We start from the raw sequence: 26871 nt of genomic DNA, 5'->3' as shown, positions 1-26871 counted from the left end.
GCCGCCACCGCCGCGACCGCCCACCGCACACGCGCCGCGCGCCCCACCCCGCTCACCGCGACGGTCACGCCGTGCGCGGCGAGCGCCAGCACCGCGAACTCGTGCAGCCAGCCCGCCGCCGCGACCGCCGTCCCGTACCCGGCCCACAGCCACCACCCGCCCCCGCCGTCGAGCGCCCGCACGAACAAGTACGTGGCCAGCGCCACCAGCGCACACACCAGCGCATAGGAGCGGCCCTCCTGCGCGTACATCTGCACCAGCGGCACCAGCGCGAACGTCACCCCGCTCCACAGCCCGGCCCGCCGGCCGGCGAGGCGCCGCCCCGTCAGCGCCACCAGCGCAGCGGCCGCGGCGGTCGCCACGACCGACGGGAGCCTCAGCGTGAGCAGCCCGCCGTCCCACACCGCGAACAGCCCGTGCATCAGCAGGTAGTAGACGCCGTGCACGGCGTCCACATGCCGCACCAGCTCCCCGATCTGGCCCACGCCGCGGTGCGCGACCTGGTACGTCACCGACTCGTCGCGCCACATCGAGTCCTGCCGCCGCAGCCCCCACAGGCCGAGCCCCAGGGCGAGCAGCGCGGGCAGGAGCGCCGTCCCCCAGGCCCCCGTCCACCACGCGCCGGCCCGTGGCGCACCGCCGCGCGGCGCGGCCGCCCCCGATGCCTTCGCCCGCGGCTCCGGCCGGCTGCCCGCCGCGGGGAGCGTGCCGTCACTCACGCCGGTGGTCCAAGTACCGCAGGACCGCGAGCACCCGGCGGTGGCCGGGCTCCGACGCGGGCAGCCCGAGCTTGCTGAAGATGTTCGCGATGTGCTTCTCCACGGCGCGCTCGGAGACCGTGAACGTCTCCGCGATCGACATGTTGGACCGTCCTTCCGCCATGAGTCCCAGTACCTCGCGCTCCCGGGGAGTGAGCGCGTCCAGCTCCGATCCGCGCCGGCTCGCGCCGAACAGCTGCGACACCACCTCCGCGTCCAGGGCCGTGCCCCCGGCCGCGACCCGCTCCAGCGCCGCCACGAACTCGCCGATGTCCACCACCCGTTCCTTCAGCAGGTAGCCCACCCCCGCGCCGCCGTCCCCGATGAGCTGCGCCGCGTACTTCGTCTCCACGTACTGCGAGAAGATCAGCACCCCGGTGCCCGGCGCCGTCCTGCGGATCTCCACGGCAGCCCGCAGCCCCTCGTCGGTTCCCGTGGGCGGCAGCCGGATGTCCACCACCGCGGCGTCCGGCCGGTGTTCGGCCACGGCGGCGAGCAGAGCCGCCGCATCCTCGACCGCGGCGACCACCTCCACGCCGCGCATCCCCAGCAGTTGCGCCAGCCCGTCCCGCAGGATGGCGGAATCCTCCGCGATCACGACCCGCAGAGCCCCAGCAGCCATACCGACCAGCCTTCCCCGTCTGTCACCGGTAAGGGAGCAGGACGCTGACTGCCGTCGGCCCCCCAGGGGGACTGTTGCAGACCAGCGAACCGTCGACCGTGCGTACCCGGGCCTGCAACCCCGAGAGCCCGCTCCCTCCGCCGATCCGGGCACCGCCCCGGCCATCGTCCCGCACGGTGAGGAGCAGCATGCCCGCGGCCCCGCGCACCGTGATCCGCGCCGCCGACGCGCCACTGTGCTTCACCGCGTTGGCGAGGAGCTCGGCGGCGCAGAAGTAGGCGATCGACTCGATGGCCGGCGTGGGCCTGCCCTCCATCCCGCCCTCCACCGAGACGGGCAGCCCGCAGTCGGCGGCGAGGGTGGCGAGCGCGGTCTCAAGACCCTGGTCGAGCACCGGCGGGTGGATGCCCTTGACCAGGTGGCGCAGATCGGCCACCGCCTGCACCGCGCTCCCCTGCGCCGTCTCCACCGCGCCCAGCACTCGCTCACGGTCCGCGCCGCCCAGTACGAGCTCCCTGATCACCGTCAGATGCATGCCGAGACCGACCAGCCTCGCCTGCGTGCCGTCGTGGAGATCCCGCTCGATCCTGCGCAGCGTCGCCGCCGCGTCGTCCACGGCCAGCGCTCGCGTCTCCTCCAGGGTGCGGATGCGGAGGTCCGCACGGTCGGGACCGAGCAGCGCCGCCAGCAGCAGCCGGTGCGGAACCAGCGCGTTGGCCACCAGCCACCGCGCCCCGAACAGCAGCAGCACGCCCACCGCGACCGGGACAAGCACCAGCGGCCAGTCGTCGAACACCACACCGCCCACGACCAGCGCCGCGTGCCGCACCGAGCCGTCGGGCCGCCGCACAGTGAAGTTGTCCCACAGCCGCACCAGCGGCAGGAACGCGAGCAGTACCCCGTACACGTACCCGATGACCACCGCCACCGGCGGCAGGACCGCCGTCACCGGGGCGAGCACCGCACACCCCACCGCCCGCCAGCCCGCACGGCCGCTCAGCACCGCCCGCCGCCAGCCGAAGGCACCGCCGCCGCCTCCGTCACCGTTCGGCCCACGCCCGCGCGTCGGCCCACGCCCGCGCACGGCAGGGTCGATCCGTACTCCCAGCAGGCGTGCCATCAAGGCCCGGTGGAGATCACCGAACGCCAGCCCGGCACGGACACCGCCGGCCACCACCCACAGGCCCATCGCCGTCCACGACAGCACCCCGCCGATCAGCAGGAGCGCCAGCACGACGAAGGCCCAGACGACGGCCAGCGGGAGGGAGGCGACCGCGTAGAGCGCGGCCGCCGCCTCCGCGAGCAGTCGGCGTCTCACCTGCATGGAGGCCACCCTAGGCGGACCCGCAGGCCCGTCACAGCTGATGGATGACAGGCACGGAGAGAGCAGCGCACACCGCGCACACCCCGAGCGCCAGGACCACCGCCCGGCCCCGCGTCAGGCCGCCGGACGCGTGAGCACCACCGGGGGCGGGGTCACTGAGGAACGCGCGTATGAGCCCCGTCTGCAGCGCGTTGAACCCCCGCATCACCCACGGCGTGAGGAAGAGGAACGGCAGCCCGCCCGCCGCGGCGTGGACGGCCCAGGCACCGGCGAGGGAGGGGCCGCCCCACGAATGGGTGAGGCTCTCAGCCGTCGTGTCCGTACGCAGCGGGTAGCCGAGGTTGATGACGACTATCGTCCAGAAGTAGCCGCACACGGCTATGGCCACCAGGTTCACCGCAGCACTCAGCACCGCGTGCACGAACGCGAGCGGCGCACGCGCGCGGCCCGCGACCGGGGCCTGGGCCGCCACCTCCGCCCCGAGCAGCGAGCGCGCGAGCCCCCGCTGGATGCGCCCGGCCGGGCCTCCGACCAGCGCTATCGGCACGCAGAGCAGCCCCACGGGCAGGGCGAGCACGAGATAGGCGAGCCGGCGCCAGGTCATGGCGCGGAACGGCTCCCCGAGGACGCGGACGGCGATCCGCTTCCAGCCGAACGAACGGGTGATCACAGGAGGATGAGCGATGGTGTCCATGGATCAAGACTCCCGGCCGCACGCCGTTCGCTCGATCGTGCCAGCACGGATCTTGGGGGTTCGGTTTACCCCACCCCGCCGGGCATCCGTTGACGCCCTCGGTTCATCTGCCTAATCTACGTCTACATACATAAATGGCATTTACGTAGAGAGATGAGCTGCCCGCCATGACGCACCCCGCGCAGTCCGCGCAGCCCGGCCTCACCATCACCGACGTGCGCCTCACGCCCGTCCTCGTGGCGGACCCACCCCTGCTCAACACCCAGGGCGTGCACCAGCCCTACACCCCGCGCCTGATCATCGAGGTCGTCACCGAGGGCGGGGCGGCCGGCCTCGGCGAGACGTACGGCGACAGCAAGTACCTCGCGCTCGCCGAACCCCTGGCGCGGCGCCTCGTCGGCCGCCAGGTGTACGACCTGAACGCCGTCATGGCCCTCGTGGACGCGGTCGCCGTCGACCCCGACGACGCCGGGGCGGCCGGCGCCCTGGACGTCGGCGGCCTGCGCGGCGTGCAGACCGCCGACAAGCTCCGCCTGTCCGTCGCCTCCGGCTTCGAGGTCGCCTGCCTCGACGCCCTCGGCCACGCGCTCGGCCTGCCCGTGCACGCCCTGCTCGGCGGCAAGGTGCGCGACTCCGTCGAGTACAGCGCCTACCTCTTCTACAAGTACGGCGCGCACCCCGAGGGCGTCCCCGCGCAGCCGGACGACTGGGGGCCGGCGCTCGATCCGGAGGGCGTCGTGCGCCAGGCCCGCATGTTCTCCGAGCGGTACGGCTTCACGTCCTTCAAGCTCAAGGGCGGTGTGTTCCCGCCCGACGAGGAGATCGCGGCCGTCCGCGCACTGGCCGCCGCGTTCCCCCGTCAGCCGCTGCGCCTCGACCCCAACGGCGCCTGGTCGGTGGAGACTTCCGTACGCGTCGCGGAGGAACTCGGCGACGTACTCGAGTACCTGGAGGACCCGGCGCTCGGCACGCCCGCCATGGCGGAGGTCGCCGCCCGCACGGGCATCCCGCTCGCCACCAACATGTGCGTGACGACGTTCGGCGAGATCGCCCCCGCGTTCACCAGCGGCGCGGTGCAGGTCGTGCTCTCCGACCACCACTACTGGGGCGGCCTGCGCAACACCCAGAAGCTCGCCTCGGTGTGCGAGACGTTCGGCGTGGGCGTCTCGATGCACTCCAACACCCACCTCGGCATCAGCCTCGCCGCCATGTCGCACGTCGCGGCGACCGTCCCCAACCTCCACCACGCGTGCGACTCGCACTACCCGTGGCAGGCGGAGGACGTGCTGACGGAGCGCATCACGTTCAAGGACGGCCGCGTCACCGTCGGCGACGCGCCGGGCCTGGGCGTCGAGTTGGACCGCGAGCGGCTCGCCGCGCTGCATCGCCGCTGGCTCGACGACGACGGCCGGATGCGCGACCGCGACGACGCGGCCGCGATGCGCGTCACCGAGCCGGGCTGGACGACCCCGTCTGTCCCGCGCTGGTAGCGGGAGCGCACGCCTGCGCACGCGCACGCACGCGCGAAGCGCCGGCCGGACCACGCGAGAGGCGTGTCCGGCCAGCTCTTCGACGGCTACGAACTACTCAGCGATCGGGCCGAGTCGTCCGCTCAGGCGTTGCTGCCACGGTTGCGGCGGCGCGTGAAGACGACGGCGCCGGCACCGATGACGACGAGCGCGGCACCGGCCGCGATGAACGTCGTGGTCTGCGAGCTGTTGCTACCGGTCTCGGCGAGGGTCGGCGTGGACGACACTGGCTGGGCGACCGGCGTACCGGACGGCGCGGTCGTGGCACCGACGGCCGGCGCGCTGCTGCTCGGCGAGGTGGACGGCGTGCCCGTGGAGGCGGACGTGGACGGGCTCGGCGAGGTGGTGTCGGACGGGCCGGTCGAGGGGGGCGTGGTGTCGGACCCGGACGGCGGGGTCGTGGAGTCCGACGGGCCGGTCGACGGCGGCGTGGAGTCCGACGGGCCAGTCGACGGCGGCGTGTCGCCACCGCCGTTCTTGTCGCAGTCCGGGTAGGCGCCGTTCCACGCCGTGATCAGGTCCTCCGGGGTGGCGGAGTCGGGGTAGTGCGGCAGCGCGGTGCTCGGGGTCTTGCCGTCGTACACCGTGTCGCCGGCGTACAGGTCGATCTGGCCGAAGCAGACCGAGTTGTTGATGCCCTTGACCTGGAGCGTTGCACTCTTGTTCTTGCGCGAGAGCGTCGCGTGGTCGACATCGAGGAACGACTGCGTTCCCGAGTCAGCCCACGTCTTGCCCTCGGTCTTGTATGTAGCGAGCGAGATCTTGTACTCACAGCCCCTTGTGACGTGGCCGTCGAGCTTGACGACGATGCTGGTGGGCGCCACCGGATCCGTCAACATTCCGTCCTGACGCCAGTGGTGGCCGCCGTCCGTGGAGAACTTCACGTGGACGTTGTCACAGTGGGCACCTTGGCCGCCGTCGTCGGCGGAAGCCGTGCCCACACCGGCGAGGCTCAGCGCCGCCGCCATGGAGCCCACACCGGCAATACCTATAAGACGTCTGGCAATTGAACGCTGCACTTCGGTACTCCTGAATACGTGGCGAAGACCGTTCCGAGCAGTGCTCACGTGCCGAGCACGCCGACGCCTCGGGCGCGTTGACGCGCGCGCCCGGGTCGACGAGGAGTCGCCTCCGCCGAGGTAGGTGGGTGGCCGTGCCCTGAGGGCGCCGGGGGTCACGAGTATGCCGCAACGGGGTCCCCGTTACACAAGTGGTCCGCGAAAAATACACCGTGACACGTCGTCGAAGCTCTAAGTCGACCTAACACAACACAGCGAGCCGGACCATAAGCGGCATACAGGGCATGGTGATTGCCGGACACACCCGCACACCGACACAACCGGAAGGTCACACTCCCAGCACGACGGGCAGAGCGCTCACAGGATGACGTACCGCCAGGTATGTTGGCGTCACGACCAGCCAGGGGACTCACACCATGAACAGCACAACGCCGCCGTTTCCGGCCCGGATCGACCTCTCGGGCGAGGGCCTCGTCCTGCGCGACTGGGCCGAGGCGGACCTGCCGGCGATGCCCGGGCTGTTCGACCACCCCGACATCGCGTACTGGACGCCGATGGCGTCCCCTTTCGACGCGGCGGCCGCAGGCGCGCGGCTCGACCGGGACCGGCGGCTGCGGTCGGAGGGCACGGCGATCCTCCTCGCCATCACCGTCGACGGCAGGACGCCGCTCGGCGAGGTGATGCTGAGGCGCGCCCCCGAGGGCACGGAGCTCGGCTACGCGATCGGCCCCGCGCACCGGGGCAAGGGACTGGCCACCCGGGCGGTGCGTGTGATGGCCGGGTATGCCTTCGAGCAGCTCGGTGTGGATCAGGTGATCCTCGAGCTGGAGCCCGAGAACGCCGCCAGCGTCGCCGTGGCCACCAGGACGGGCTTCACCCTGCTCGACGTGGAGCTGATCCGGGGCGTGGAGAAGGGCCGCCCCTACGCACTGCAGACGTGGGGCCTGAACCGGCCCTGATCCGGCCCTGAGCGAGGCCGCGTCAACGGGCGTCGACGGGCCGGACCAGCCCCGACCCGCAGCCCCGACCAGTCAGTCCCGGCCAGTCAGCCCGCGGTGTCGTGCGCCGGCCTGGCCGCGGCACCGCGGTGGCGACGGTAGTGACGCGCGACGCGCGCGCGGTTCCCGCACGCCTTCGTGCACCATTCCCTGCGCGGGTGGTCCTTCACGAAGTACCGGATGCAGCCGGGCGCGAGGCAGGTGCGGAGCTGCCCGCGGCCCGGGCCCGCGAACAGCTCGGCCGCCTGCCGGGCGAGCGAGGAGACGGCGTAGTCGCACGCGCCCGAGCCGGTGCCGACGGTCGCGGTCGGCTCGCCGCCATCGGGCCAGTCGAGCTCCGGCCAGATGCGGGCCCTGCCGCTGAGCCGGTTCACCGTGTCGAGCGCCTCGCGGCGTGACGGTACCCGCGTCACCGCGAACTGCGGCGGCGCGTCCGTGACCTCCGCGGCGAGCGCCCGCAGCGCGTCGCGCAGCGACCGGAGCCTGCGCACATCCTGCTCGTCCAGCGCTCCGGCCGCGTCCTCCGTATCCTCCACGTCCCCGGCGCGCCTCGCATCCCCCGAGCCTCTGCCCGTCGTGGCGGGCAGCCGGGGGCCGATCGCGTCGACCCACCGCGCGGCCGAGGCGACGTCCCCGACCAGGTCGAAGCCGTCGTGGCCGCGCTCGTCGACGTGAATCGTGTTCATCAGCTCGATGGGGAGCGGCTCTCCCAGGAGGGCCACACGTACGTCAACCTCACCCTCGTCCATACGGGCCAGCATACCGAAGAGCTAATGCTTCGCGCACCTCTTGAACATTTGACGACTCGCCGCGGGCATGGCACAGTTCTAATCGTTCAAGGCGCTTTCAAGCATTAGTCGCTTGAGCCGCCGGATCGCCGACCATGAGAGAGGCCACCGCCATGTCACGACTCCCGCAGATCGACCCCGAGAACGCCACCGGCAAGGCGGCCACGCAGCTCACGGAGACGCAGAAGGCCCTGGGCAGCGTCCCCAACCTGATGAAGGTGCTGGTGAACAGCCCGGCGGCCGTGAAGGGCTACCTCGCGATGAACGGCGCGCTGGCGGCCGGCGTGCTGCCCTTCCCGGTCAGGGAGCGCATCTCGATCCTGGCGGCCGAGCTCAACGGCTGCACCTACTGCCTGTCGGCCCACACCTTCAGCGGCGGGAAGTTCGCCAAGCTCAGCGACTCGGAGCTGGCGGCGGCCCGCGAGGCCAAGTCGCAGGACGCCCACATCGAGGCCATCCTCACACTGACGCGCCGCGTCATCGAGGGCCGCGGCCAGGGCGGCGAGCAGGCGATCGCGGAGGCCAGGACTGCCGGTGTGACGGACGAGGAGATCGCCGAGGTGGTCGCCAACGTCGCGGTGAACGTCCTGACCAACTACTTCAACGAACTGGTCGACACGGACGTCGACTTCCCCCGCGTCGCGCCGCACGCCCACTGACGGCGCGCCCACTGACGGCGCGCACACTGACGGCGCGCACACTCACGGCGCGCCCACTGACGGCGCGCCCCACTCACGGCCCGCCCACTGACCGCTCGCACACCGACCGCCGCCCGCAGCGCTCCGGCGCCGCCCCGCCGGCACCGGCACCAATCCGCCGGGCGGGGCGGCGGGCCGCAGGCGGCAGGGGCGCCGAGGAGAAGGAAGAACGTGCCCAACGTGCCGAACTCCACCACAGCCACGTCGCGAAGAGTGACGTTCCCGGGCTCGCAGGGCGCCCCGCTCGCCGGGCGCCTTGACCTGCCCGGCACGCCACCGCTCGCGCTGGCGCTCTTCGCCCACTGCTTCACCTGCGGCAAGGACACCCTGGCCGCCCCGAGGATCGCGCGGGCGCTCACCCGCCACGGCATCGGCGTGCTCCGCTTCGACTTCACCGGGCTCGGCGAATCCGGCGGGGACTTCGCCGGCTCGGACTTCACCTCGAACGTCGACGACCTGACGGCCGCGGCCGGCTACCTGGCAGGCGAGTTCCGCTCCCCCGCGCTCCTCGTCGGCCACTCGCTCGGCGGGGCGGCCGTCCTGGCGGCGGCGCCGCGGATCCCCGGGGTGCGGGCCGTGGCCACCATCGGCGCACCGGCCGACCCCGACCACGTCAAGGGACTGCTGGGGGACGGCGTGCGCGCCTTCGAGGAGTGCGGGGACTGCGACACCGCCGAGGTCTCCATCGCTGGCCGCCCGTTCCGCATCGGCCGCCGCTTCCTCGACGACATCGCGGCCCAGCCCCAGGCCCGGCGCATCGCCTCGCTGCGCGTCCCCCTGCTCGTCCTGCACTCGCCGACGGACGACACGGTCGGCATCGACAACGCCCGGCGCATCTTCGACACGGCGCGCCACCCCAAGAGCTTCGTCGCGCTCGACGGCGCCGACCACCTGCTGACCCGCCCGTCCGACGCGCGTTACGCCGCGGACCTCATCGCCTCCTGGGCGCTGCACCACGTGGTACGCGGCCGCGCGTAGCCGAAGGACCGGCAGGGGCGCCTACTCGGCTGCGTCGATCCCGGCTGCCTCGATGAACACGCAGCACCGGTCGGCGCGCGGGGCCAGCACGGCACGGTCCTGACGTTCCCCGCTCGCCTCGAGCAGTCCGCGCACCAGGTGCAGGTTCAGGCCGCACACCAGCTCGGTGTGGCGCCGGGCGAGGCGGTGGAAGGGGCAGTTGCGCAGTTCCACGCAGCCCTCGCCGGTCTCGGAGGGCTCGTACCCGCAGGCGTGCAGCGCCGCGGTCAGGTCGGGGCCGCCCGCCGATCGCCCGGCCGCCCGGCCGGCCGCGTGCGCCGCTGAGGCCACCGCCTCGCGCACACCGCCCGAGTCGTCGGCGGCGACCGCCTCGGCCAGCACCTCCGCGAGCAGCGCGTAGTCGCGTGGCGGCACGCTGACGGACAGTTCGCGGCGGGCACGCGCGTACCGCTTGGCGGGACGGCCCGCGCCGGGGCCGCCGCGTCCGGCCGGGCGGGCGTAGCCGGCGGTCAGCAGGCCGGCGTCGACCAGCTTGTCCAGGTGGTACGCCGCCAGGGTGCGGCTGATGCCGGCCGCGGCCGCCGCGTCTTCGCGGGCCGTCGGCTCGTCCCGGGCAGCGACGACGTCGTACAGCCGCCGCCGCACCGGGTCGTCGAGGCTGCTCAGTTCGCTGATCGGGTCCTGGCCCGGATCCTCGCTCCTGCCCACACCGCCAATGTAACACCAATGAGATTTGACAAATTCGGCGCGCACGGGTCAGCCTCTAAAAGAAGGCGACATTGTCGATACAAGGAGCGCCCCCATGACCACCCCCGCGTCGCCCGTCGCACCCGAAACGGCCGGGGTGGACCTGGCGGCGGCCGAGCGGGCCGCTCGGGAGTTCCTGCGGGCGCTCGGCGTCCCGCTCGACCGCGAGGGAATGCAGGACACGCCCGGGCGCATGACCCGCGGCTACGCGGAACTGCTGACCGCGCGCCCGTTCCGGCTGACCACGTTCCCCAACGAAGAGGGCTACGACGAGCTGGTGCTCGCCCGCGACATCCCGGTGCGCTCGGTGTGCGAGCACCACCTGCTGCCCTTCGTCGGGGTGGCGCACGTCGGCTACCTGCCCGGCAGCCGGATACTCGGGCTGTCGAAACTCGCCCGGGTCGTCGAGCACTTCGCCTGCCGCCCGCAGGTGCAGGAACGGCTGACCAAGCAGACCGCCGACTGGCTCGAGGAGCACCTCGATCCGCAGGGCGTCGGAGTGGTCATCGAGGCCGAGCACACGTGCATGACGCTGCGCGGGGTACAGGCCACGGGGTCGAAGACCGTCACCTCGACCCTGCTGGGAAGCCTGCGCAGCGACGCGTCGTCCCGGCAGGAGTTCCTCGACCTCACCGGCGTCCGCCGGTAACAGGACGCGCGTAAGCAAGGCACGCACTCGCAGAACCCCACTCACACGGCTTCACACGACGGAGGCAGAACATGACCACACCGCGGCGGATCGTGATCGTCGGGGCTGGACTGGCCGGTGCGACGGCGGCCGCCACGCTCCGCGAGCGCGGCTTCGACGGCGAGGTGACGCTCTTCGGACGCGAGACGCACGAACCGTACGAGCTGCCGCCGCTGTCCAAGGGCATCCTGCTGGGCAGCGCCGACGAGCCCGACTGGGTGCGCCCCGCCGGCCACTACGCCGACCACACGATCGACCTGCGCCGCGGAACCCACATCGCCGCCCTGCGCCCGGCCGACCACAGGGTCGTCGAGGCCGACGGCACCGAGCACCCCTACGACCGGCTGCTGCTCGCCACCGGCTCCCGCCCGCGCACCCTCCCCGGCTTCGACGGTCCCGGCGTCCACACACTGCGCACCCTCGACGACTCGCTGGCGCTGCGCGCGGCGCTGACCGCCGGGGCCAGGGTCGTGATCGTCGGCGCCGGCTGGATCGGCTGCGAGGTCGCGGCCGCCGCCCGCACCCACGGCGCCGAGGTGACCGTCGTCGACCCGCTGCCGCAGCCGCTGCTGTCGGTGCTGGGCGAGCAGATCGGCGCGGTCTTCCGCGACCTGCACGCCGGGCACGGCGTCACGCTGCGGCTCGGCACCAGGGCCACGGGCCTCACCGCCCAGGACGGGGCCAACGGCGGCACCCAGGACGCCACCCGCGTGGTGCGCCTCGACGACGGGAGCGAGCTGCCCGCCGACGTCGTGGTCGTCGGTGCCGGAGCCGTACCGAGCACAGGACTGGCCGAACAGGCCGGCCTGGAGCTCGCCGCAGGCGGGATCGCCGTCGACGCGGCGCTGCGCACGTCCGCCCCGGACGTCTACGCCGCCGGCGACATCGCCGCGCACGACCACCCGCGCCACGACGGCCGGGTCCGCGTCGAGCACTGGTCCAACGCCAAGGAGCAGGGCGCGCACGTGGCCGGCAACCTCCTCGGCGGCGACGAGCCGTACACCGCCGAGCCGTACTTCTTCTCCGACCAGTACGATCTCGGCTGCGAGTACCGCGGCCTCGCCGACCCCGCCCGGGACGAGCTGACCGTGCGAGGCACGACCGCCTCCCGCGAGTTCATCGCGTTCTGGCGCCGTGACGGACGGGTCACCGCGGCCCTCAACGTCAACGCCTGGGACGACGGCGACGCCCTGCAGGCGCTCGTCGACAATCGGGCACAGGTCTCCGCACAGCAGCTCGCCGAGGCCGACCTGGGCAAGCTGGCCGCCGGCGCACGCTGAGCGGCCACGGCGACGAGGCCAAGGGCGACGAAGCCACCGGCGAGGAAGCCACGGCCGACGAGGCCACCGGCGACGAGCCACGGGCGAGGAAGAGGAGCAGGAGCGCATGAGCAGCACGCAGGGCGCGGCCGTCGACATGGTCTTCCGCGGGCGCCGCGTCACCCGTGACCGGGCGCTGGTGATGGCCATCGTCAACCGGACACCGGACTCGTTCTACGACCACGGCGCCACGTTCGCCGAGGACGCGGCGAGGACGGCGATCAGCCGGGCCGTCGACGAGGGCGCGGACATGATCGACCTCGGCGGTGTGACCGCGAGCCCCGGCGCCGAGGTCACGGCGGACGAGGAGATCGCCCGGATCGTGCCGCTGGTGGAATGGGCACGCGCCCGCTACCCGGACCTGCTGATCAGCATCGACACCTGGCGCCACGAGGTCGGCGACGCCACCTGCCGGGCCGGCGCCGACATCATGAACGACGCGTGGGCCGCCGCCGACCCGCGGCTGATCGACGTCGCCGCGGCGTACGGCGCCGGCTACGTGTGCACGCACACCGGCGGGCGCACACCGCGGGCCGAGCCGTACCGTCCCGACTACCCCGACGTGGTGACCGCGGTGCGCACCGAGGTCCTCGCCCTGGCCGAACGGGCCGAGGCCGCCGGCGTGCCGCGCGGCGGCATCCTCATCGACGGCACCGGCTACGGGAAGGACACCGCCGACCACCTGACGCTGCTCGGGCACGTCAAGGAGTTCACCGGCACCGGGTGGCCGGTGCTGATGGCCCTGTCGAACAAGACGTTCGTCGGCGAGACCCTGGACGTCGGCCTGGACGAACGGCTCACCGGGACGCTCGCGGCCACCGCGATCGCCGCGAGGGACGGGGCGGCGGTCTTCCGCGCGCACCAGGTCGCGCCCACGCGGGAGACCCTGGAAATGGCGGCCGCGATCAACGGCACCCGGCAGCCCGCCCGCACCAGCGCCTGGATCTCGTGATGCATCTCATCTGGCCTCCGGAGAACGCCGGCCGCGTCATGGACGCCGCCGAGCTCGAGGACCTCTACACCTACCCGGCCGGACGGACCTGGCTCGCGGTCAACTTCGTGTCGAGCGCCGACGGGGCCGTCGAGCTCGGCGGGCAGGCACGTCCCCTGTCCACGCCGCCCGACCGCGAGGTGCTGCAACTGGGCAGCGACCTCGCCGACGTGCTGCTGATCGGCGCGACCACCGCGATGGTCGAGGGCTTCCGCGGTGTCCACCCCGACCGCCGCGCCCAGGAGCGCAGGCGCCGCCACGGCCTGGCCGACGTCCCGCCCACCGCCGTGGTCACCACCGGAAGCGGCCTGCCCGCCGACGCGCCCGTCATCACCGGGGCGCGGGTGCCCACCCTCGTGCTCACCTGCGAGGCCGCGCCCGCCGACGTCCGGCGCGCCTGGACCGCGGCGGGCGCGGAGGTCATCGTCGCGGGCGAGGAGAGCGTCGACCTGACGGCGGCGGTCGCCGCGCTCGCCGGGCGCGGGCTGCGGCGCATCGACTGCGAGGGCGGCCCCCACCTGTTCGGTGCGCTGACGGACGCCGGCCTCGTCGACGAACTCCGCCTGACGCTCTCCCCCATGCTGGCCGCGGGCCCCGCGGGCCGCATCGCCGCGTCCCCCATCGCCTCACCCGTCAACCTGAGCCTGGCCTCGGCGGTCGCCGAGGCGGACACACTCCTCCTGCGCTACCTCGCCCGCCCCTGACCCGTCCGCCCCTGACCCGTCCGCCCCTGACCCGCGCGGGCCCGTCAGCGCATGTCCCGCAGGAGGGTGTTGAGTTGAGCCTCCTGCTTGGCCGGCGCCATCGGCGGGTTCGCGTGGTCGATGCCGAAGGCCTTGAGGACTTGGTCCATCTGGGCGTCGATGAACGTCCAGCCGGTGTTGTCCAGCGGCTGCAACGAGGCCTGGTCCGCGTCCCAGAGGTCTCGCAGCGACTTGGCGGCCGCGTGGGCACCCGCCGTGTTCCCCGACCGCGTGTCGCGCAATGAGGTCGATGCGAGTGCCCTCAGTGCGTCGACCTTCTTGGGCGGGAACTTCTTGACCGCCTGGCCGGGGGCGAGTTGCACGGTGGAGGTGGCGTCGGTCTCCGGCGCCGGGCCGACGTGCGGCCGGCCGTGCGCCCACAGCAGCAGGGATCCGGTGGCGACGGCGAGGAGGACGAACCCCGCGAGTCCCACGCGCTGCCTGCGCGGGTTCACGGTGGCCTGTGGGGTGTGCGTGGCCTCGTAGGTCTCGGTCACGTCGGCGCGTGTCACCGTCAGGTAGATGACCGTCGCCAGGATCAGGCCGAGGAAGATCAGGCTGGTGGTGAAGGTGCCCAGTGCGAGGCCGGTCGGGTCGCCGGGGCTCTGGGCGACCTTCGGGGAGGCGAGCCAGTCGCCGATGTTGGCGCCCAGCGGGCGGGTCAGGATGTAGGCGAGCCAGAAGGACAGCACCGGGTTCGCGCCGAACTTCCACAACCCCGTGATCGCCGCGATGAGGCCGAGCGGCAGCAGGACAGAGACGCCAGGGCTCCAGCCGGTGAGTTCGAGGGTCCAGTCGCCGGTCGCGGTACCGAGTGCGAAGGTGACGAGCACGCTGAGCCAGTAGAACGACTCGCGCGAGCGCGTCGTGACCGAGTGGATCGAGAGGGTGCGCTCACGCAGCCACCACACGCCGAAGACCACGGCGAGCAGGACGGAGAACACCGCGGAGCTGATCCACAGCGGTACGTGGAGCTGGTCGGTCAGGATGTCCGTGTACAGCGTGCCCGTGACGCTGACGACGACCACGGTCAGCCAGTACGGGAACGGAACGTACCGCTTCAGCCGCAGCTGGACGATCAGAACCACCGCGAACACCGCGGTGAAGATCCAGGCCGTGTTCACCAGGCCGACGCCCAGCTTCATGTTGATCCAGTCGGCGAAGCTCTCACCGACGGTCGTGCAAAGGATCTTGATCACCCAGAACCAGACGGTGACCTCGGGAACCTTGTTCAGCATCAGCCGCCCGCCGTGGCGCGTGCGGGCTTCGCTCGTCGTTGTCATGCCGCGAGGTTGGCCCGGCCAACCTGCACACAACCTGACCGCGCGATGGGCTACGGCGTGGGGAAGGTCACCTCGACGTGGCCGTGACCGTCCGCGATCGCGCGGACCGCCACTCCCGCGGACGCGGCGAGACGCCGCACCACGGCCAGCCCCAGTCCGTGGCCGTCGCCGCTGGTCACACCGGCTTCGAAGACCCGGTCGACATCGGCGGGATCGAACCCCGGACCGTCATCGAGGACATCGACCACGACGGCCCGGGGCCGGACGCGTGCGGTGACCCGGACGTGCGAGCTCGCATGCCGCAGGCCGTTGTCCAGGAGGGGCGACAACACGGCCACGACGAGTTCGCTCGGCACGGCGACGTCGACGTCGGCCGGGACGGCGAGTCCGATGGAGCGGCCGGCGATCGCCTGTCGCACCGCCGCCGCGAGATCGCAGCGGGTACCACGATCGGTGCGTGTTCCGGCGGCAGTGAGAAGCGTGGTGATCGCCGTGTTCAGGCGGCCGACCTCCGTCAGGACCGACTCCGGCGCCAGATGGTGACCGGAGAGCTGCGCCAACTGCGCCTCGCCGCGCAGAGCCGTCAACGGCGTCCGCAACTCGTGGGCGATCTCGTGGGTGAGCCGGCGCTCGTCCGCGAGCGCGTTGTCCACGCGGTCGAGCAGGCGATCCAGGGTCCGTCCCAGCTCCCCGAACTCATCGCGCGGAACACCGAGATCGAAGCGGCGCCCGGGTTCGTGACTGCCCCAGTCGTCGGCAAGAGCGGCCATCTCATGGACCACGCGCAACGCACGACCCACCATCAGGTAGGCGACGACGCCCGCGAGCAGGATGGAGATGCCACCCAAGATGAGCGCCATCGCCAGGCTGCGCTGCTCCGAGGTCTCGTACGGCGTCAGATCCACCCGCACGACCACCACGACACGGTGGCCTTCGAGCCGCACCGGCTGGGCATACAGAAGGTACCTGCCGGCCGTGGTGGTACGGGACCGCGTGGAGCCGGCGAGTGCCTCCACGCGGTCGTGGATCCTGGCCGGCACGATCCCGTCGACGAGATGTCCATCGGCGTACACCCACGAGACCGTGTCCAGCGCTTCGTTGCCGCTCTCGATCAGCACCACGTGGCCACCGCGTACGGCTACGTTCGCCGCCACCGCCTCCGCACGCGTGTGCGCCAGCGCGTTCGCGTCGGCGTCGGTCACCCGGCTCAGCAACACGTGGGAGACCACCACCAGCACGGCCACCACCGCTGTCGCGATCAGTACCGCGAGCGCCACGACCCTCCCGCGGAAGCCCGTCACTCCCATCGATAGCCCACTCCGCGGACCGTCGCCAGACGATCGGCCACGCCCAGCACACCGAGTTTGGTCCGCAGCCGGCGGACGAAGGAGTCGAGGGTGTTGTCGCTGACCTGCGCGCCGTGCGGCCAGCCCGCGGCGACGAGGGCGTGGCGGCGCACAGCGTCGCCCTGCGAGGCGATGAGCCTGCCCAGCAGCCGGAACTCGGTCGGCGTCAGGCTCTCGCTCGCCGAACCGTGGGCGACCACATGCTTCGCCGGATCGAGAACGACGCCCGTCGGCGGGATCGCCGCGATCGTTCTGCGCAGCAGGGCGCGGACCCTCACCAGCAGCTCGGGGACGTCGAACGGTTTCGTCATGTAGTCGTCGGCTCCCGCCTCGAAGCCGCCCACCTTGTGATGCATGCCGTCCAGAGCGGTGAGCATCAGCACCGGGGCGTCAACGCCACGCGCCCGCAGCGCCAGGCACACATCGCGGCCATCGGCGTCCGGGAGCCCCAGATCGAGGACGACGAGGTGGGGCGCCGGTTCGAGGTGCCGCAGCAGGCCGTCCGCCGTGGAAGTGACGGCGACCGTGTGTTCGTCGTGCTCGAGAGCGCGCCTGAGGACGTCACGGACGGCCGCGTCATCTTCGCACACCACAACAAAAGCCACGCACCGACCCTAGGGGCTCCGCCGGGAGTCCACCATTCCCCCCGGTCAGTGCCCTGGCCGTCCGGCTCTCCCCGGTCAGTGCCCTGGCCGTCCGGCCGCGCCCGGGGCTTCGAGCCGCAGGAGGGCGATCAGCGTCGCGACGGCGAGCGCCACCACGAACCACGCGTAGTCGCGTGTCGCGGCCGCAAGGCCGCCCCCGTGCACGACGAGGACGCCCGCGATGACGGCCGGCAGGCCCATGCCCAGGTAGCAGATCACGTAGACCGCCGACAGGACACCGGCACGCTCGTGCTCGTCGACCAGGGGCACCACCGTACGCATCCCTCCCTGGAATCCGGCTCCGAAGCCGACCCCGGACACCAACGTACCGGCGAAGAACCCGGCGAACGACGAGAGTTCGACGGCCGCGAGGGTCCCCAGCGATCCCAGTACGAGGAGCGTGACGCCGAGGAACATCACGGCCCTGGGCGGCACGCGCCCGAGCGAGACGGCGGTGGCGGACGACACCACGGTCAGGACGAACAGGCCGAGGCCGCCGACCACCGCCGAGTCCGAGCCCGCGAGTTCGCGGGCGAGCGCCGGGGCGAGCGAGCCGTAGAAACCACCGAGCGACCACACCGCGAACAGCACCGGGGCAACCGCGAGCAACGGGCCGCGCAGCCGCCGCGGCACCGCGAGTTCGGGTACGAGGGAGGCGCGCAGCCCGGGCGCCCGGCGCCCGGTGCCGGGCAGCGGCAGCACGGCGACGCCGGCGGCCTGTAGCGCGAAGACCCCGACGAACACGAGGTAGACGAGGTGCGTCGGCGCCGGCAGGTACTGGACGACCAGGCCGGACAGCAGTGCGCCGACGCCGGTTCCGAGGCTTGGGGCGACGGCGTTGGCGCGGGTGCCGCGCTCGCGGTCGATGTCCAGCATCGCCGCGCCCAGCGCGCCGAGCGCACTGCCGGTGGCGACACCCTGGAGCACCCGCCCGGCGATCAGGGCGCCGACGCCGCCTGCCGTGCTGAACACCACCATGGCGCCGGCCTGCAGAGCCAGCGCGGCCAGCAGCACCGGCCTGCGGCCGAGGTGGCCCGACACCCTGCCCAGCACGAGCAGGGCGGCCAGGACGACGACGGCATACACGCCGAAGACGACGGTGGTGGTGATCGGGGAGAAGTGCCAACGGGCCGCGTAGAGGGCGTAGACCGGCGTCGGCGCGCTCGACGCGGCGAGGAACGAGACGATGATCGACGCCAGCAGCACGAGGCCGACGGTGCCGGCGGTGCCGGTGGGACCGCCTGTACGTGGGCCGCCCGTACGCGGGCCGCCCGTAGGCGGGGCGGCGGGCCGGGCGGCCGAGGGGACGTCACTCGGCGAGTCGTGTCCGTCGGGTTCCCGGCCGTCTGGGCGACGACCGCGCCGGCGCCCTCGTATCGAACCGCTGCGGGTCGTTCCTGTCATGCCCACAGGCTGGCACGCACCCCTCTGACCAGGTGAGTGGCAATCATGCCCAGCATCACTAGAATATTGCCATGACGACACACCGAGTCGCGATCCTGGCGTTGGACGGTGTCACCCCGCTCGACCTGGCGATCCCGGCGCAGATCTTCAACGCCCGCCCGGAGACCCCCTACGAGACGACCGTGTGCGGACTCGGCCCCAAGGTGGCGACCACCGCCGGCTTCTCCCTCGACACCGAGGGCGGCCTCGACCACGTACGCGCCGCCGACACCGTGATCGTGCCGGGGTACGAGCCGGGCAGCGAGCCGCTGGTGCGCCCGACGGACGAGGTGCTCGACGCGCTGGCCCAGGCGCGCGACCAGGGCCGGCGGGTGGTGTCGATCTGCACGGGCGCCTTCGCGCTGGCCGCGGCGGGCGTTCTGGACGGGCTGCACGCCACGACCCACTGGCTGCACATCGACGAGCTCGAACGGGACTTCCCGTCCGTCACGGTCGACCGCGACGTGCTCTACGTCGACGAGGGGGACGTGCTCACGTCGGCCGGAGTGTGCTGCGGCATCGACCTGTGCCTGCACTTGGTGCGCCGCGACCTGGGGGCGATCGTGGCCAACCGGATCGCCCGCGGCCTGGTGGCCGCGCCGCACCGCGACGGCGGGCAGGCCCAGTACGTACCGGCTCCGGTCGCCGAGGCCGGTCAGACGTCGCTCTCCGAGACGCGGGGCTGGGCGCTGGGCCGGCTCGACGAACCACTCACACTGCGAGCGCTCGCCCGGCACGCGGGCGTCTCACCCCGCACCTTCATGCGCCGGTTCGCCGCGGAGACGGGCACCACGCCACTGCAATGGCTGCTGGGCGCCCGCCTCGGCAAGGCGCGCGAACTGCTGGAGACGACAGACCACTCGGTGGACCAGGTGGCCAGGGACTGCGGCCTCGGCACAGCGGCGAACCTGCGTCTGCACTTCCGGCGCACCCTCGACACCACCCCCACCGCCTACCGGCGCACCTTCACGCGCTGACACCGCGGGCATGCGGTGCGAGCGATCCGCTGCCGTACCTTGCCCTCTGACGGAAGAAGGGACTCCATGAAGCACGAGTACGAGGCGAAGTTCCTCGCGATCGACACCACCCGGATCCAGGCGAAACTGACCACTCTCGGAGCGAGCCAGGCGTTCCCCCGCACCCTCCTGACGCGCAAAATCTTCGAGAACGACTCCCTCGACAGCGGGACATGGCTCCGGCTGCGTGACGAGGGCGCGCGCTCGACGCTCACCCTCAAGCAGGTCACCGACTCCACGACCATCAACGGCACCACGGAGATCGAGACCGAGGTCTCCGATCCGGACGCCATGGCCGACATCCTCCGCCGGGTCGGCCTCAGCGAGGTGCGCTACCAGGAGAACTACCGAGAGGAGTGGCGCCTGGGCGAGGTCGCCTTCGACTTCGACACCTGGCCAGGGCTCCCCACGTTCCTGGAGATCGAGGGCCCCGACGAGGCGTCGGTCAGGCAGGCCGCTACCCTTCTCGACCTCGACTACTCCGAGGCGCGGTTCGGCAGCGTCGACGAGGTCTACAAGAGCGAGATCGGCCGCGACATCCTCTCCGAGCCCACGCTCCTCTTCGCGGACGCCGAGAAGCAGGCGGACGTCTCCTAGCCGAGGCTCCGCTCCAGCCGCCGCACGCTCACCCCAGGCCGAACCAGGGCAAGCAGCCCGGCAGCCCTTCGATCCCCACCGGTACCGCCCTGTGCTGCTGCCACCGTTCCGCGGTGAGGCGGAGCCTGCGCAGCACGCCGGGTCGGGCCCGTACCGAGTGGCGTTCGATGCCGTCCTCCTGATAGCCGAGCTTGCGTGAGACCCCCAGCGACGCCGCGTTGTGCGTGTACGCCGCGGAAATCGCATGCTGAGCGCCGAGTCCGGCGAAGGCGAGGTGGAGGACAGCCGCGCGCATCTCGGTCCCCAGGCCCTGATGGTGGTGGGTCCTCCCCAGCCAGGAGCCGGTGCACACCTCGCGGAGGACCGAGAAGTCCCGGGCAGTGATGCCCTGTGTCCCCACGACGACACCGTCTCGCAGGACCGCGAGATTCAGCTCCCAGTCCTCCTTCCGCCAGGCACCCCAGCAGCGCCAGTGGTACTGCAGGACGCTCTGGGCACGCTCGTCGGGCGTGACGTCGGTCCATGCCACGGTGAACGGCTGCACCGCCGGATCGTGCACACCATCCGCGGCCAGCGCGGCCAGGTCGGCGAGATCCTCCGGGTTCGGCAGCCGTAGCTCGAGCCGGGGCGTGGTCAACCGCAGGCCCGCCAGGGGCCACTGGGTGAGCAGGGTCATGCACAAGGATTCTTCTCGTCCCGGGCCACCGCGGCCACCGGATTTCCGCGCCGAGAGGCGGGATGCGGTCATGCCGGGGTGCTGAGCCCGAGGTCGTAGGCGAAGATCACCGCTTGGACCCGGTCGCGGGCCCCGATCTTGGCCAGCACGCGTCCGACGTGCGTCTTGACGGTGGACTCCGCGAGCACGAAGCGCTCCGCGATCTCCTTGTTGGTCCACCCCCGGCCGACGGCGACGAGGATCTCGCGCTCCCTCAGGGTCAGGGACTCCAGGCGCCGGTCCCGGCGCCTGGACTCGGACGTCGACGCCGTGGGCAGCCGGTGGGCGTAGGTGTCGAGCAGGCGCCGGGTGAGCGCGGGCGCGATGACCGCGTCGCCGGCCGCGACCGCCCGGATGCCGGAGAGCAGTTCCTCGGGACGTGCGTCCTTCAGGAGGAACCCGCTGGCCCCGACGCGCAGCGCGCTGTGGGCGTATTCGTCCAGGTCGAAGGTGGTGAGGATGAGCACCCGCGAGCGTCCGCCGGAGGCGACGATCCTGCGGGTCGCCTCGATCCCGTCCATGCCCGGCATCCGCACGTCCATGAGGACCACGTCCGGATGGGATTCCGCGACCTGGCGCACGGCGTCGGCTCCGTGCGCCGCCTCGCCGGTCACCTCCATGCCGGGCACGGATTCGAGGAGCATCCGGAAGCCCAGGCGTTGCAGGGGCTGGTCGTCCACGATGAGGACAGTGGTCATGACGGGTTCTCCGGGGAATCGGGCAGCGGGGTGAGATCGAGGTCGGCCACCAGCGTCCAGCCGCCGCCGGGCCGTGGCCCCGCGGTCACGGTCCCGCGGTACAGGGCGGCGCGCTCGCGCATCCCGGCGAGGCCGTGCCCGGGACCGGCAGGGCGTGCCGGCGGGGCGTCTCCGCCGGGCGGCGGCCCCGTGTCGTCGACCCGGACGCGCAGCCGCGTGCCGCTGAGCTCCAGTGCCAGCTGGACGTGGGTGAGGGCGCCGGCGTGTTTGAGCGCGTTGGTCAGCGCTTCCTGCGCGATGCGGTAGACGGTCAGCTGGATCCCGGGATCCAGTGTGTCCACCTCCCCGCTGGTGCGGTAGACGACCTCCGGCCCCGCGGTGCGGATGCGGGTGCACAGTGCGTCGAGCTCCGGCACGCCCGGCTGCGGGCTGAGGCGCGGCGCGTCGTCCGCCTGTTCGCGCAACAGACCGAGCATGCGCCGCAGTTCGCCGAGAGCCTGGCGGCCGGTCTCGGCGATGAGCTCCAGTGCCTGGGAGCCGCGCTGCGGGCTGTGTCTCGACGCGTACGCGCCCCCGTCGGCCAGTGTGATGATGACGGAGAGGTTGTGGCCGACGATGTCGTGCATCTCCCGGGCCACCCGGGCGCGTTCGTCCGCCGCGGCCAGCTTGGTGCGCTGGTCGCGCTCGACCTCCAGCCGGGCGGCGTGTTCACGCAGGCCCGCGAGCTGCGAGCGCCTGATGCGTACCGCGAGCCCCAGGGCCAATGCCGCCGTCACGGCGCTGAACAGGGAGAACAGCGCGTCCCCCGGGGACACCACGGCGGACAGCCGCAACACGACGAGCGCGAGCACCCCCGCCATGGTCGCGCAGGCCCACGGCAGGTGCCGAAGGCGTCCGTGCAGGGCCAGGCTGTAGAGAGCCACGAGCAGGGCCGCGTCGGCCCGCATCCAGGCGCCGACGGCCCACTGCGCGAGAAAGACCGCCGCGATCAGCGCGAAGGTCAGCGAGGGCGCACGCCGACGCCCGAGCAGCGGCAGCACGAGCCCCGCCTGGAAGGCGAGCATGCCGGCGAGGGGGAGGGCGTTGAACGCGGTCGCCAGGGCCGGCGGTCCGCCGTCGGTGTGCAGCAGGTCGGGCAGGCAGGTCGCCAGGAAGACGCCGAGCGCCACCGACGTGTCCAGGGCCCAGGGGCGGGTCCTGTCCATGCGCCGCATCCGCCGGCCGAGACTGCTCAGCCGGGTCACCAGCGGGTGCGACCACAGCTCGTCGAGACCGGCCGAGGACAGCAGGTCGGGAAAGGTTTCCGCGGGGGTGTCGTCGAGCCGCACGCGTGTCATCCGTCCGCCGGTCAGGCGTCGGTACGCATCAGCCGCCAGGCCGCACCCGCCAGCGCCACGGCCGTCCAGGCGAGGAACACCAGGAGCCCGGCCGTCGGGGAGAGGGTGACGGCGTCGTGGTGCAGCGTGAACATCGCCTGCCCCGCGTTGCTGGGCAGGTAGGGCTCCACGTTGTTCTGCCAGGAGCTGGGAAGCAGCGAGACGAGTCCGGGCACCAGCATGAGCGAGGCCACCAGAACGGAAATGCCCCCGGCGACGGAACGCAGGAGCGCCCCCAGCGCTGTGCCGATGACACCGACGAGGGCGAGGTAGAGGCCCGCGCCGAGCAGCGCCCGCAGCACGCCCGCGTCGGAGAGGGACTGGGCTGCCGGGGTGCCCGAGACGATGCCGCCCACGACGGGGAAGGCGATGAAGACGCCCACGAGCCCGACGACCAGGGAGACCAGGCCGAAGACGGCCGACTTGGACCACAGGACGGGGAGCCGATGCGGGACGGCGGCCAGGGTGGAGCGGATCATGCCGGTCGAGTACTCGCCCGCGGTGACGAGCACGCCGAGCACACCAAGGGCCAGCTGCGCGAAGTTCGTGCCGAACAGCGACAGGCTGAGCGCCGTGGAACTGGCGAAGTCGGGGTCCATGTGGTGCCCGGAGTCGTACCGGGACTTGAACTGCGCGGCGGCGATGAGGCCGAAGGCCACCAGGAACACGAAGCCGAGCCCCAGCGTGATCCAGGTGGAGCGCAGGGACCAGAGCTTGGCCCACTCGGAGCGCAGCACCCGGCCGCCGGTGACCCGATAGGCCGGACGCGCACCGGGCGCGGGGCGGGCGTCGGCGGGGGCGGGGGGCGTGGTCAGTGTGCTCATGCCGCACTCCCGGCGGTAGCGAAGGAGCCGTGGTACTCGACGGCGTCCTGGGTGAGTTCCATGAATGCCTCCTCGAGGGAGACGGTCCTCGGCGTCAGCTCGAACAGCGTGATGCCGGCCTTCCCCGCCGCGGTCCCGATGGCGCGTGCCGGCATCCCGGTGACCTCAAGCTCCTCGGAGCCGGCGCGTCCGCTGATGTCGACGCCCGGGCCGGCCAGTACCTCGCGCAGCCGCGCGGGATCCGCGCTGACGACCTTCACCGTGTCCCCGCCGGCCTGGCTCACCAGGTCCTTGACGGTGGTGTCGGCGAGCAGCCGGCCGCGTCCGACGATGATGAGGTGCTCGGCGACGAGTGCGATCTCGCTCATCAGGTGGGACGACACGAAAACCGTGCGGCCCTCGGCGGCCAGCCCGCTGAGCAGATTGCGTATCCACAGCACGCCCTCGGGGTCGAGCCCGTTGACCGGCTCGTCGAGCATGACGGTCGACGGGTCGCCGAGCAGCGCGGCGGCGATACCGAGCCGCTGCCCCATACCCAGGGAGAAGGCCCCCGCCCGCTTCTTGGCGACCGCCTGCAGGCCGGTCATCTCGATGACCTCCTCCACCCTGCGGCGGGGGATGCCGTGGGTGTACGCCTGCGCCATGAGGTGGTCGAAGGCGGACCGTCCGGGGTGGATCGACTTGGCCTCCAGCAGCGCGCCGACCTCCTGGAGCGGGGCGGCGTGCTCGGCATAGCGGCGGCCGTTGACCGTGACACTCCCACTGCTGGGAGCGTCGAGACCGACGATCATCCGCATCGTCGTCGACTTGCCCGCACCGTTGGGACCGAGAAAACCGGTCACGGTCCCGGGCCTGACGGTGAAGTCGAGACGGTCCACCGCCGTCTTCTCCCCGTACCGCTTGGTCAGCTGGTGTGCCTCGATCATCAGGTCTTCCCTCGCGTCCGGCTGCCGGGCTCGGCGTGCCCTCTCCTTCGGAGGCTAGAGGCCGCTCGGCGCCGGATCGTCGGACTGAGGTCGCCACCCGGAAACGGGCCGTCGTACCCGGGTACGACGCGACATCATCCGATCTGGTGAACCCACAGACCACGGGCTAGACCCGTGTGCGGGCTCCTGGGCGGGGGTGGCTCGCGGCCGGGCCATTCACGCCCGGGTTGGCGGCGCTGCGCCAGGCCGTGCGCCTGTTCATGGCGTGCTCAGGTCAGATTCCGTCTGACCTGGGGTTTCGTGGAGCCCCCTGTCGGATTCGAACCGAGGACCTACGCATTGCAAGGCCTACAAGATCGTGAATACGGGTGTCGCCCCCTGCCGCCGGATCCCGTTTCCGCAGGTAAGCCACTTACGGCATCGTTGGCTCGTGTTGCTCCGTCCATCGTGTGCCGTACCGTCCGCTCAGGCATCGCTCACGCATCGCTCACGCAGGGAACTGGGGCTTGCGTGGCGCGAGGGCCTGGCGGCGACCCCAAGCTCCTGATTGCGGCGCGGCTCCCCGTAGTCAGGTGCCGAGGAAGCGGCGACACGGTCATAGAGCGACCTTCGCCGGCGCCGGTAGACGCCCGTCAGGATCAGAACCGTCCCTTCCGCAGGAGATGCCCGCGGGAGCGGGCCAGAATCGGCCCCACTGAGCGTATGCACCTTGATACGCTACTGCGTATGACAACCAGTAAGCGCATCACCGTGAGTCTGCCGATAGACGTCTTCGAGGCGGCGAACAACGAAGCCGGCGGCAACCTGTCGGCCTATGCCGCCAAAGCCCTCACGGCCCAGGCCGTACGCGACTCCGCCGCCCGGCTCTCCGCATGGCAGGAATCCCGCCGTGAAACGTTCGCCGAGCTGGACGAGATGCAGCTCGACGCGCTCGACGAACTGAACGGCGGTAGCGCCACATGAACGACTCCACCCCACCGCTGCGCCGTGGTCAGGCATGGGAGATTCCCGGCCGCCGCAGCGGACACACCCTCCTGGTCGTCGAGGCCGATCCCGCCCTGTCCGTGTTCCCGCTCACGGCGGTAACCGTCCTGATCGACACCACTGGCACAGCCCCGGACACCCTGCTGTCCGCCAAGGTCACCGCCCCCGTGACGGGCGACGTCATCAGCACCCAGCTCATGACGCTGACAGCCTCCGCCATCAGAGCCGGCAAGTACCTCGGCATCGTCCCCGACGACGAGATGACCGCTGTCTCACGCACACTGCGCATCGCGCTGGACCTCACTGACTGAGGGCACTGGTGGCACCGGCAGGAACGGCGCCCCTCGGGACGACAGACTCCCGAGCCGGAAATGATCTGGCCCGGGGGTCTTGCCTGGAGCGCCGTCGGGATGCGGCCCACGGACGCCTCAGACGCACACTGCGACGCCTCAATGAGCGGCGAGTGCACGCTCGATGAGGTCGACCGCCTTCTTAGGCCCGGACACCTGGACGACCAGGCGCGCATAGCGCTCGTCGGCGAGTTCGATCACCACGGCTTTGACGGCATCCGGGAGTCCCAGAAGACCCGCTTGCCCTCGATCTGGAACGACTCCGCGGCGCTGACGCCAGGAACGTGCCTCCAGGACCACGGCGGCCCTTCGGCTCCGGGACGATGCCGGGATCTGCGGTGGCGCCACGGACGTTCGCCAGCGGAATGTCCAGGCGGCTCTTGTAGAAGTAGGGCCCGATCACTCGCCGCTCACGCATCGCTCACGCAGTCAATCCCACGGTCCCTCGGCCGCGTGACCCGCCATACACCGAGCAGCAGAAAACCTCAGGTCACGGGCTATGCGACCTGGGGTTTCACGGAGCCCCCTGTCGGATTCGAACCGACGACCTACGCATTACAAGGGCCTGCAAGATCATCTGGGATGATGCCGGGCGGTGCCGTCGAATCCCGTTTTCCCTGACCAGAGGCTTGCGACCTTGATCGGCGTGAAGTTCCCCCTGTGAGCTGGACAGCCTGATACTGGGACGGATGGTCCCGGAGGAAGCAGTCACAGATAGTGAGCAAGAAGAGCAATACGAGTAAGCGGTACACGGCCGAGTTCAAGCGGGACGC

General features: G+C 71.9%; 28 protein-coding genes and 1 pseudogene. 12 read left to right on the top strand and 17 right to left on the bottom strand.

Features of this window, described 5'->3' with window-relative positions:
- From JFN87_RS20850 to JFN87_RS20835, 4 genes are all read right to left on the bottom strand, one after another.
- Window positions 1-719: glycosyltransferase family 39 protein (locus JFN87_RS20850; protein WP_307865532.1), on the bottom strand; the 719-nt coding region annotated here is incomplete at its 3' end.
- Window positions 712-1380, bottom strand: a complete 669-nt coding sequence (locus tag JFN87_RS20845; protein WP_245180673.1) for a response regulator — start codon at window positions 1378-1380, stop codon at window positions 712-714. The genes JFN87_RS20845 and JFN87_RS20850, both read right to left, overlap by 8 nt.
- Window positions 1381-1402: 22 nt before the next feature.
- Complete coding sequence (locus JFN87_RS20840; protein WP_209342118.1) at window positions 1403-2704, bottom strand: sensor histidine kinase; 1302 nt, start codon at window positions 2702-2704, stop codon at window positions 1403-1405.
- Between the two features lie 31 nt (window positions 2705-2735).
- Window positions 2736-3398, bottom strand: coding sequence for a hypothetical protein (locus JFN87_RS20835; RefSeq protein WP_209342116.1), 663 nt, complete (start codon window positions 3396-3398; stop codon window positions 2736-2738).
- 167 nt (window positions 3399-3565) lie between these two features.
- Here JFN87_RS20835 and JFN87_RS20830 point away from each other — a divergent pair, with 167 nt between their 5' ends.
- A complete protein-coding gene (locus tag JFN87_RS20830) occupies window positions 3566-4888 on the top strand; it encodes a glucarate dehydratase family protein (RefSeq protein ID WP_209342114.1) in 1323 nt (440 codons plus the stop codon).
- 122 nt (window positions 4889-5010) lie between these two features.
- Here the strand turns inward: JFN87_RS20830 and JFN87_RS20825 are convergent, their stop codons facing one another.
- Entirely contained in the window at window positions 5011-5895 is an 885-nt protein-coding gene (locus JFN87_RS20825; RefSeq protein WP_282961639.1) for an LAETG motif-containing sortase-dependent surface protein, read from the bottom strand.
- 467 nt (window positions 5896-6362) lie between these two features.
- On the opposite strand from JFN87_RS20825, the gene JFN87_RS20820 reads away from it, so the two are divergent.
- Window positions 6363-6905 (top strand): GNAT family N-acetyltransferase, encoded by a 543-nt coding sequence (locus tag JFN87_RS20820; protein WP_209342110.1) that lies wholly within the window; start codon window positions 6363-6365, stop codon window positions 6903-6905.
- An 86-nt stretch (window positions 6906-6991) separates the two neighbouring features.
- Here the strand turns inward: JFN87_RS20820 and JFN87_RS20815 are convergent, their stop codons facing one another.
- Window positions 6992-7693 (bottom strand): CGNR zinc finger domain-containing protein, encoded by a 702-nt coding sequence (locus JFN87_RS20815; protein ID WP_245180670.1) that lies wholly within the window; start codon window positions 7691-7693, stop codon window positions 6992-6994.
- 134 nt (window positions 7694-7827) lie between these two features.
- On the opposite strand from JFN87_RS20815, the gene JFN87_RS20810 reads away from it, so the two are divergent.
- Together JFN87_RS20810 and JFN87_RS20805 are read left to right on the top strand one after the other, a co-directional pair.
- Window positions 7828-8391 (top strand): carboxymuconolactone decarboxylase family protein, encoded by a 564-nt coding sequence (locus tag JFN87_RS20810; protein ID WP_209342108.1) that lies wholly within the window; start codon window positions 7828-7830, stop codon window positions 8389-8391.
- A gap of 210 nt (window positions 8392-8601) precedes the next feature.
- Window positions 8602-9408 carry an alpha/beta hydrolase family protein gene (locus tag JFN87_RS20805; RefSeq protein WP_307865531.1) on the top strand — a complete coding sequence of 269 codons (807 nt, stop codon included), beginning with the start codon at window positions 8602-8604 and terminating at the stop codon, window positions 9406-9408.
- 21 nt (window positions 9409-9429) lie between these two features.
- Here JFN87_RS20805 and JFN87_RS20800 read toward each other — a convergent pair whose 3' ends face one another.
- Window positions 9430-10116 (bottom strand): helix-turn-helix domain-containing protein, encoded by a 687-nt coding sequence (locus JFN87_RS20800; protein ID WP_209342107.1) that lies wholly within the window; start codon window positions 10114-10116, stop codon window positions 9430-9432.
- A 94-nt stretch (window positions 10117-10210) separates the two neighbouring features.
- On the opposite strand from JFN87_RS20800, the gene folE reads away from it, so the two are divergent.
- The 4 genes from folE to JFN87_RS20780 all read left to right on the top strand — a co-directional run bounded on the left by folE (window position 10211) and on the right by JFN87_RS20780 (window position 13857).
- Window positions 10211-10804 (top strand): GTP cyclohydrolase I FolE, encoded by a 594-nt coding sequence (gene folE / locus JFN87_RS20795; protein ID WP_209342106.1) that lies wholly within the window; start codon window positions 10211-10213, stop codon window positions 10802-10804.
- A gap of 71 nt (window positions 10805-10875) precedes the next feature.
- A complete protein-coding gene (locus JFN87_RS20790) occupies window positions 10876-12123 on the top strand; it encodes an NAD(P)/FAD-dependent oxidoreductase (RefSeq protein WP_209342105.1) in 1248 nt (415 codons plus the stop codon).
- 136 nt (window positions 12124-12259) lie between these two features.
- Window positions 12260-13114, top strand: a complete 855-nt coding sequence (gene folP, locus JFN87_RS20785; RefSeq protein ID WP_209342120.1) for a dihydropteroate synthase — start codon at window positions 12260-12262, stop codon at window positions 13112-13114.
- Complete coding sequence (locus tag JFN87_RS20780) at window positions 13114-13857, top strand: dihydrofolate reductase family protein (RefSeq protein WP_209342104.1); 744 nt, start codon at window positions 13114-13116, stop codon at window positions 13855-13857. Before folP ends, JFN87_RS20780 begins: the two co-directional genes overlap by 1 nt.
- Window positions 13858-13901: 44 nt before the next feature.
- Here the strand turns inward: JFN87_RS20780 and JFN87_RS20775 are convergent, their stop codons facing one another.
- The 4 genes from JFN87_RS20775 to JFN87_RS20760 form a co-directional block, all read right to left on the bottom strand.
- Window positions 13902-15179 carry a COG4705 family protein gene (locus JFN87_RS20775; RefSeq protein ID WP_209342103.1) on the bottom strand — a complete coding sequence of 426 codons (1278 nt, stop codon included), beginning with the start codon at window positions 15177-15179 and terminating at the stop codon, window positions 13902-13904.
- Between the two features lie 50 nt (window positions 15180-15229).
- The gene (locus JFN87_RS20770) at window positions 15230-16486 is read right to left on the bottom strand and encodes a sensor histidine kinase (protein ID WP_209342102.1); all 1257 of its coding nucleotides are present in this window, start codon (window positions 16484-16486) and stop codon (window positions 15230-15232) included.
- Window positions 16477-17130 (bottom strand): response regulator transcription factor, encoded by a 654-nt coding sequence (locus JFN87_RS20765; RefSeq protein WP_209342101.1) that lies wholly within the window; start codon window positions 17128-17130, stop codon window positions 16477-16479. The genes JFN87_RS20770 and JFN87_RS20765 overlap by 10 nt, the downstream gene beginning before the upstream one ends.
- Before the next feature lie 75 nt (window positions 17131-17205).
- Window positions 17206-18375: an MFS transporter gene (locus JFN87_RS20760; protein WP_307865530.1), complete on the bottom strand. Its 1170-nt coding sequence runs from the start codon at window positions 18373-18375 to the stop codon at window positions 17206-17208.
- Window positions 18376-18644: 269 nt separating this feature from the next.
- Between JFN87_RS20760 and JFN87_RS20755 the strand changes: the two genes are divergently transcribed.
- Together JFN87_RS20755 and JFN87_RS20750 are read left to right on the top strand one after the other, a co-directional pair.
- On the top strand, window positions 18645-19589 hold the full coding sequence (locus JFN87_RS20755) for a GlxA family transcriptional regulator (RefSeq protein WP_209342098.1): 945 nt from the start codon (window positions 18645-18647) through the stop codon (window positions 19587-19589).
- 66 nt (window positions 19590-19655) lie between these two features.
- Window positions 19656-20225, top strand: coding sequence for a class IV adenylate cyclase (locus JFN87_RS20750; protein ID WP_209342096.1), 570 nt, complete (start codon window positions 19656-19658; stop codon window positions 20223-20225).
- A gap of 28 nt (window positions 20226-20253) precedes the next feature.
- Here the strand turns inward: JFN87_RS20750 and JFN87_RS20745 are convergent, their stop codons facing one another.
- From JFN87_RS20745 to JFN87_RS20725, 5 genes are all read right to left on the bottom strand, one after another.
- On the bottom strand, window positions 20254-20901 hold the full coding sequence (locus JFN87_RS20745) for a GNAT family N-acetyltransferase (RefSeq protein WP_209342094.1): 648 nt from the start codon (window positions 20899-20901) through the stop codon (window positions 20254-20256).
- Window positions 20902-20969: 68 nt separating this feature from the next.
- Complete coding sequence (locus JFN87_RS20740) at window positions 20970-21638, bottom strand: response regulator (protein ID WP_209342092.1); 669 nt, start codon at window positions 21636-21638, stop codon at window positions 20970-20972.
- Window positions 21635-22927, bottom strand: coding sequence for a sensor histidine kinase (locus JFN87_RS20735; protein WP_245180674.1), 1293 nt, complete (start codon window positions 22925-22927; stop codon window positions 21635-21637). The genes JFN87_RS20740 and JFN87_RS20735 overlap by 4 nt, the downstream gene beginning before the upstream one ends.
- A 59-nt stretch (window positions 22928-22986) precedes the next feature.
- Window positions 22987-23838, bottom strand: a complete 852-nt coding sequence (locus JFN87_RS20730; RefSeq protein ID WP_209342089.1) for an ABC transporter permease — start codon at window positions 23836-23838, stop codon at window positions 22987-22989.
- The gene (locus JFN87_RS20725) at window positions 23835-24764 is read right to left on the bottom strand and encodes an ABC transporter ATP-binding protein (RefSeq protein ID WP_209342087.1); all 930 of its coding nucleotides are present in this window, start codon (window positions 24762-24764) and stop codon (window positions 23835-23837) included. The genes JFN87_RS20730 and JFN87_RS20725 overlap by 4 nt, the downstream gene beginning before the upstream one ends.
- A 726-nt stretch (window positions 24765-25490) precedes the next feature.
- Here JFN87_RS20725 and JFN87_RS20720 point away from each other — a divergent pair.
- Both JFN87_RS20720 and JFN87_RS20715 read left to right on the top strand, forming a co-directional pair.
- Window positions 25491-25727 carry a type II toxin-antitoxin system CcdA family antitoxin gene (locus JFN87_RS20720; RefSeq protein ID WP_209342084.1) on the top strand — a complete coding sequence of 79 codons (237 nt, stop codon included), beginning with the start codon at window positions 25491-25493 and terminating at the stop codon, window positions 25725-25727.
- The gene (locus JFN87_RS20715) at window positions 25724-26059 is read left to right on the top strand and encodes a hypothetical protein (protein ID WP_209342082.1); all 336 of its coding nucleotides are present in this window, start codon (window positions 25724-25726) and stop codon (window positions 26057-26059) included. Before JFN87_RS20720 ends, JFN87_RS20715 begins: the two co-directional genes overlap by 4 nt.
- Before the next feature lie 138 nt (window positions 26060-26197).
- On the opposite strand, the pseudogene JFN87_RS33750 reads toward JFN87_RS20715, so the two are convergent.
- Window positions 26198-26483 (bottom strand): annotated as a pseudogene (locus tag JFN87_RS33750) (hypothetical protein); the annotation flags it as partial.
- Between the last annotated feature and the right edge of the window lie 388 nt (window positions 26484-26871).

It is taken from the genome of Streptomyces montanisoli, from assembly GCF_017813245.1.
Classification (GTDB): domain Bacteria; phylum Actinomycetota; class Actinomycetes; order Streptomycetales; family Streptomycetaceae; genus Streptomyces; species Streptomyces montanisoli.
The sequence above is the reverse complement of the archived record's forward strand: the minus strand, read 5'-3'. Positions and strand labels throughout refer to the sequence as shown.

Bases quoted from the DNA above. Each gene is read 5' to 3' on its own strand.
- JFN87_RS20845 (WP_245180673.1), bottom strand. From the start codon at position 1,380: ATGGCTGCTGGGGCTCTGCGGGTCGTGATCGCGGAGGATTCCGCCATC.
- JFN87_RS20840 (WP_209342118.1), bottom strand. From the start codon at position 2,704: ATGCAGGTGAGACGCCGACTGCTCGCGGAGGCGGCGGCCGCGCTCTAC.
- JFN87_RS20835 (WP_209342116.1), bottom strand. From the start codon at position 3,398: ATGGACACCATCGCTCATCCTCCTGTGATCACCCGTTCGTTCGGCTGG.
- JFN87_RS20830 (WP_209342114.1), top strand. From the start codon at position 3,566: ATGACGCACCCCGCGCAGTCCGCGCAGCCCGGCCTCACCATCACCGAC.
- JFN87_RS20825 (WP_282961639.1), bottom strand. From the start codon at position 5,895: ATGGCGGCGGCGCTGAGCCTCGCCGGTGTGGGCACGGCTTCCGCCGAC.
- JFN87_RS20820 (WP_209342110.1), top strand. From the start codon at position 6,363: ATGAACAGCACAACGCCGCCGTTTCCGGCCCGGATCGACCTCTCGGGC.
- JFN87_RS20815 (WP_245180670.1), bottom strand. From the start codon at position 7,693: ATGGACGAGGGTGAGGTTGACGTACGTGTGGCCCTCCTGGGAGAGCCG.
- JFN87_RS20810 (WP_209342108.1), top strand. From the start codon at position 7,828: ATGAGAGAGGCCACCGCCATGTCACGACTCCCGCAGATCGACCCCGAG.
- folE (WP_209342106.1), top strand. From the start codon at position 10,211: ATGACCACCCCCGCGTCGCCCGTCGCACCCGAAACGGCCGGGGTGGAC.
- JFN87_RS20790 (WP_209342105.1), top strand. From the start codon at position 10,876: ATGACCACACCGCGGCGGATCGTGATCGTCGGGGCTGGACTGGCCGGT.
- folP (WP_209342120.1), top strand. From the start codon at position 12,260: ATGGTCTTCCGCGGGCGCCGCGTCACCCGTGACCGGGCGCTGGTGATG.
- JFN87_RS20780 (WP_209342104.1), top strand. From the start codon at position 13,114: ATGCATCTCATCTGGCCTCCGGAGAACGCCGGCCGCGTCATGGACGCC.
- JFN87_RS20775 (WP_209342103.1), bottom strand. From the start codon at position 15,179: ATGACAACGACGAGCGAAGCCCGCACGCGCCACGGCGGGCGGCTGATG.
- JFN87_RS20770 (WP_209342102.1), bottom strand. From the start codon at position 16,486: ATGGGAGTGACGGGCTTCCGCGGGAGGGTCGTGGCGCTCGCGGTACTG.
- JFN87_RS20755 (WP_209342098.1), top strand. From the start codon at position 18,645: ATGACGACACACCGAGTCGCGATCCTGGCGTTGGACGGTGTCACCCCG.
- JFN87_RS20750 (WP_209342096.1), top strand. From the start codon at position 19,656: ATGAAGCACGAGTACGAGGCGAAGTTCCTCGCGATCGACACCACCCGG.
- JFN87_RS20745 (WP_209342094.1), bottom strand. From the start codon at position 20,901: ATGACCCTGCTCACCCAGTGGCCCCTGGCGGGCCTGCGGTTGACCACG.
- JFN87_RS20740 (WP_209342092.1), bottom strand. From the start codon at position 21,638: ATGACCACTGTCCTCATCGTGGACGACCAGCCCCTGCAACGCCTGGGC.
- JFN87_RS20730 (WP_209342089.1), bottom strand. From the start codon at position 23,838: ATGAGCACACTGACCACGCCCCCCGCCCCCGCCGACGCCCGCCCCGCG.
- JFN87_RS20725 (WP_209342087.1), bottom strand. From the start codon at position 24,764: ATGATCGAGGCACACCAGCTGACCAAGCGGTACGGGGAGAAGACGGCG.
- JFN87_RS20720 (WP_209342084.1), top strand. From the start codon at position 25,491: ATGACAACCAGTAAGCGCATCACCGTGAGTCTGCCGATAGACGTCTTC.
- JFN87_RS20715 (WP_209342082.1), top strand. From the start codon at position 25,724: ATGAACGACTCCACCCCACCGCTGCGCCGTGGTCAGGCATGGGAGATT.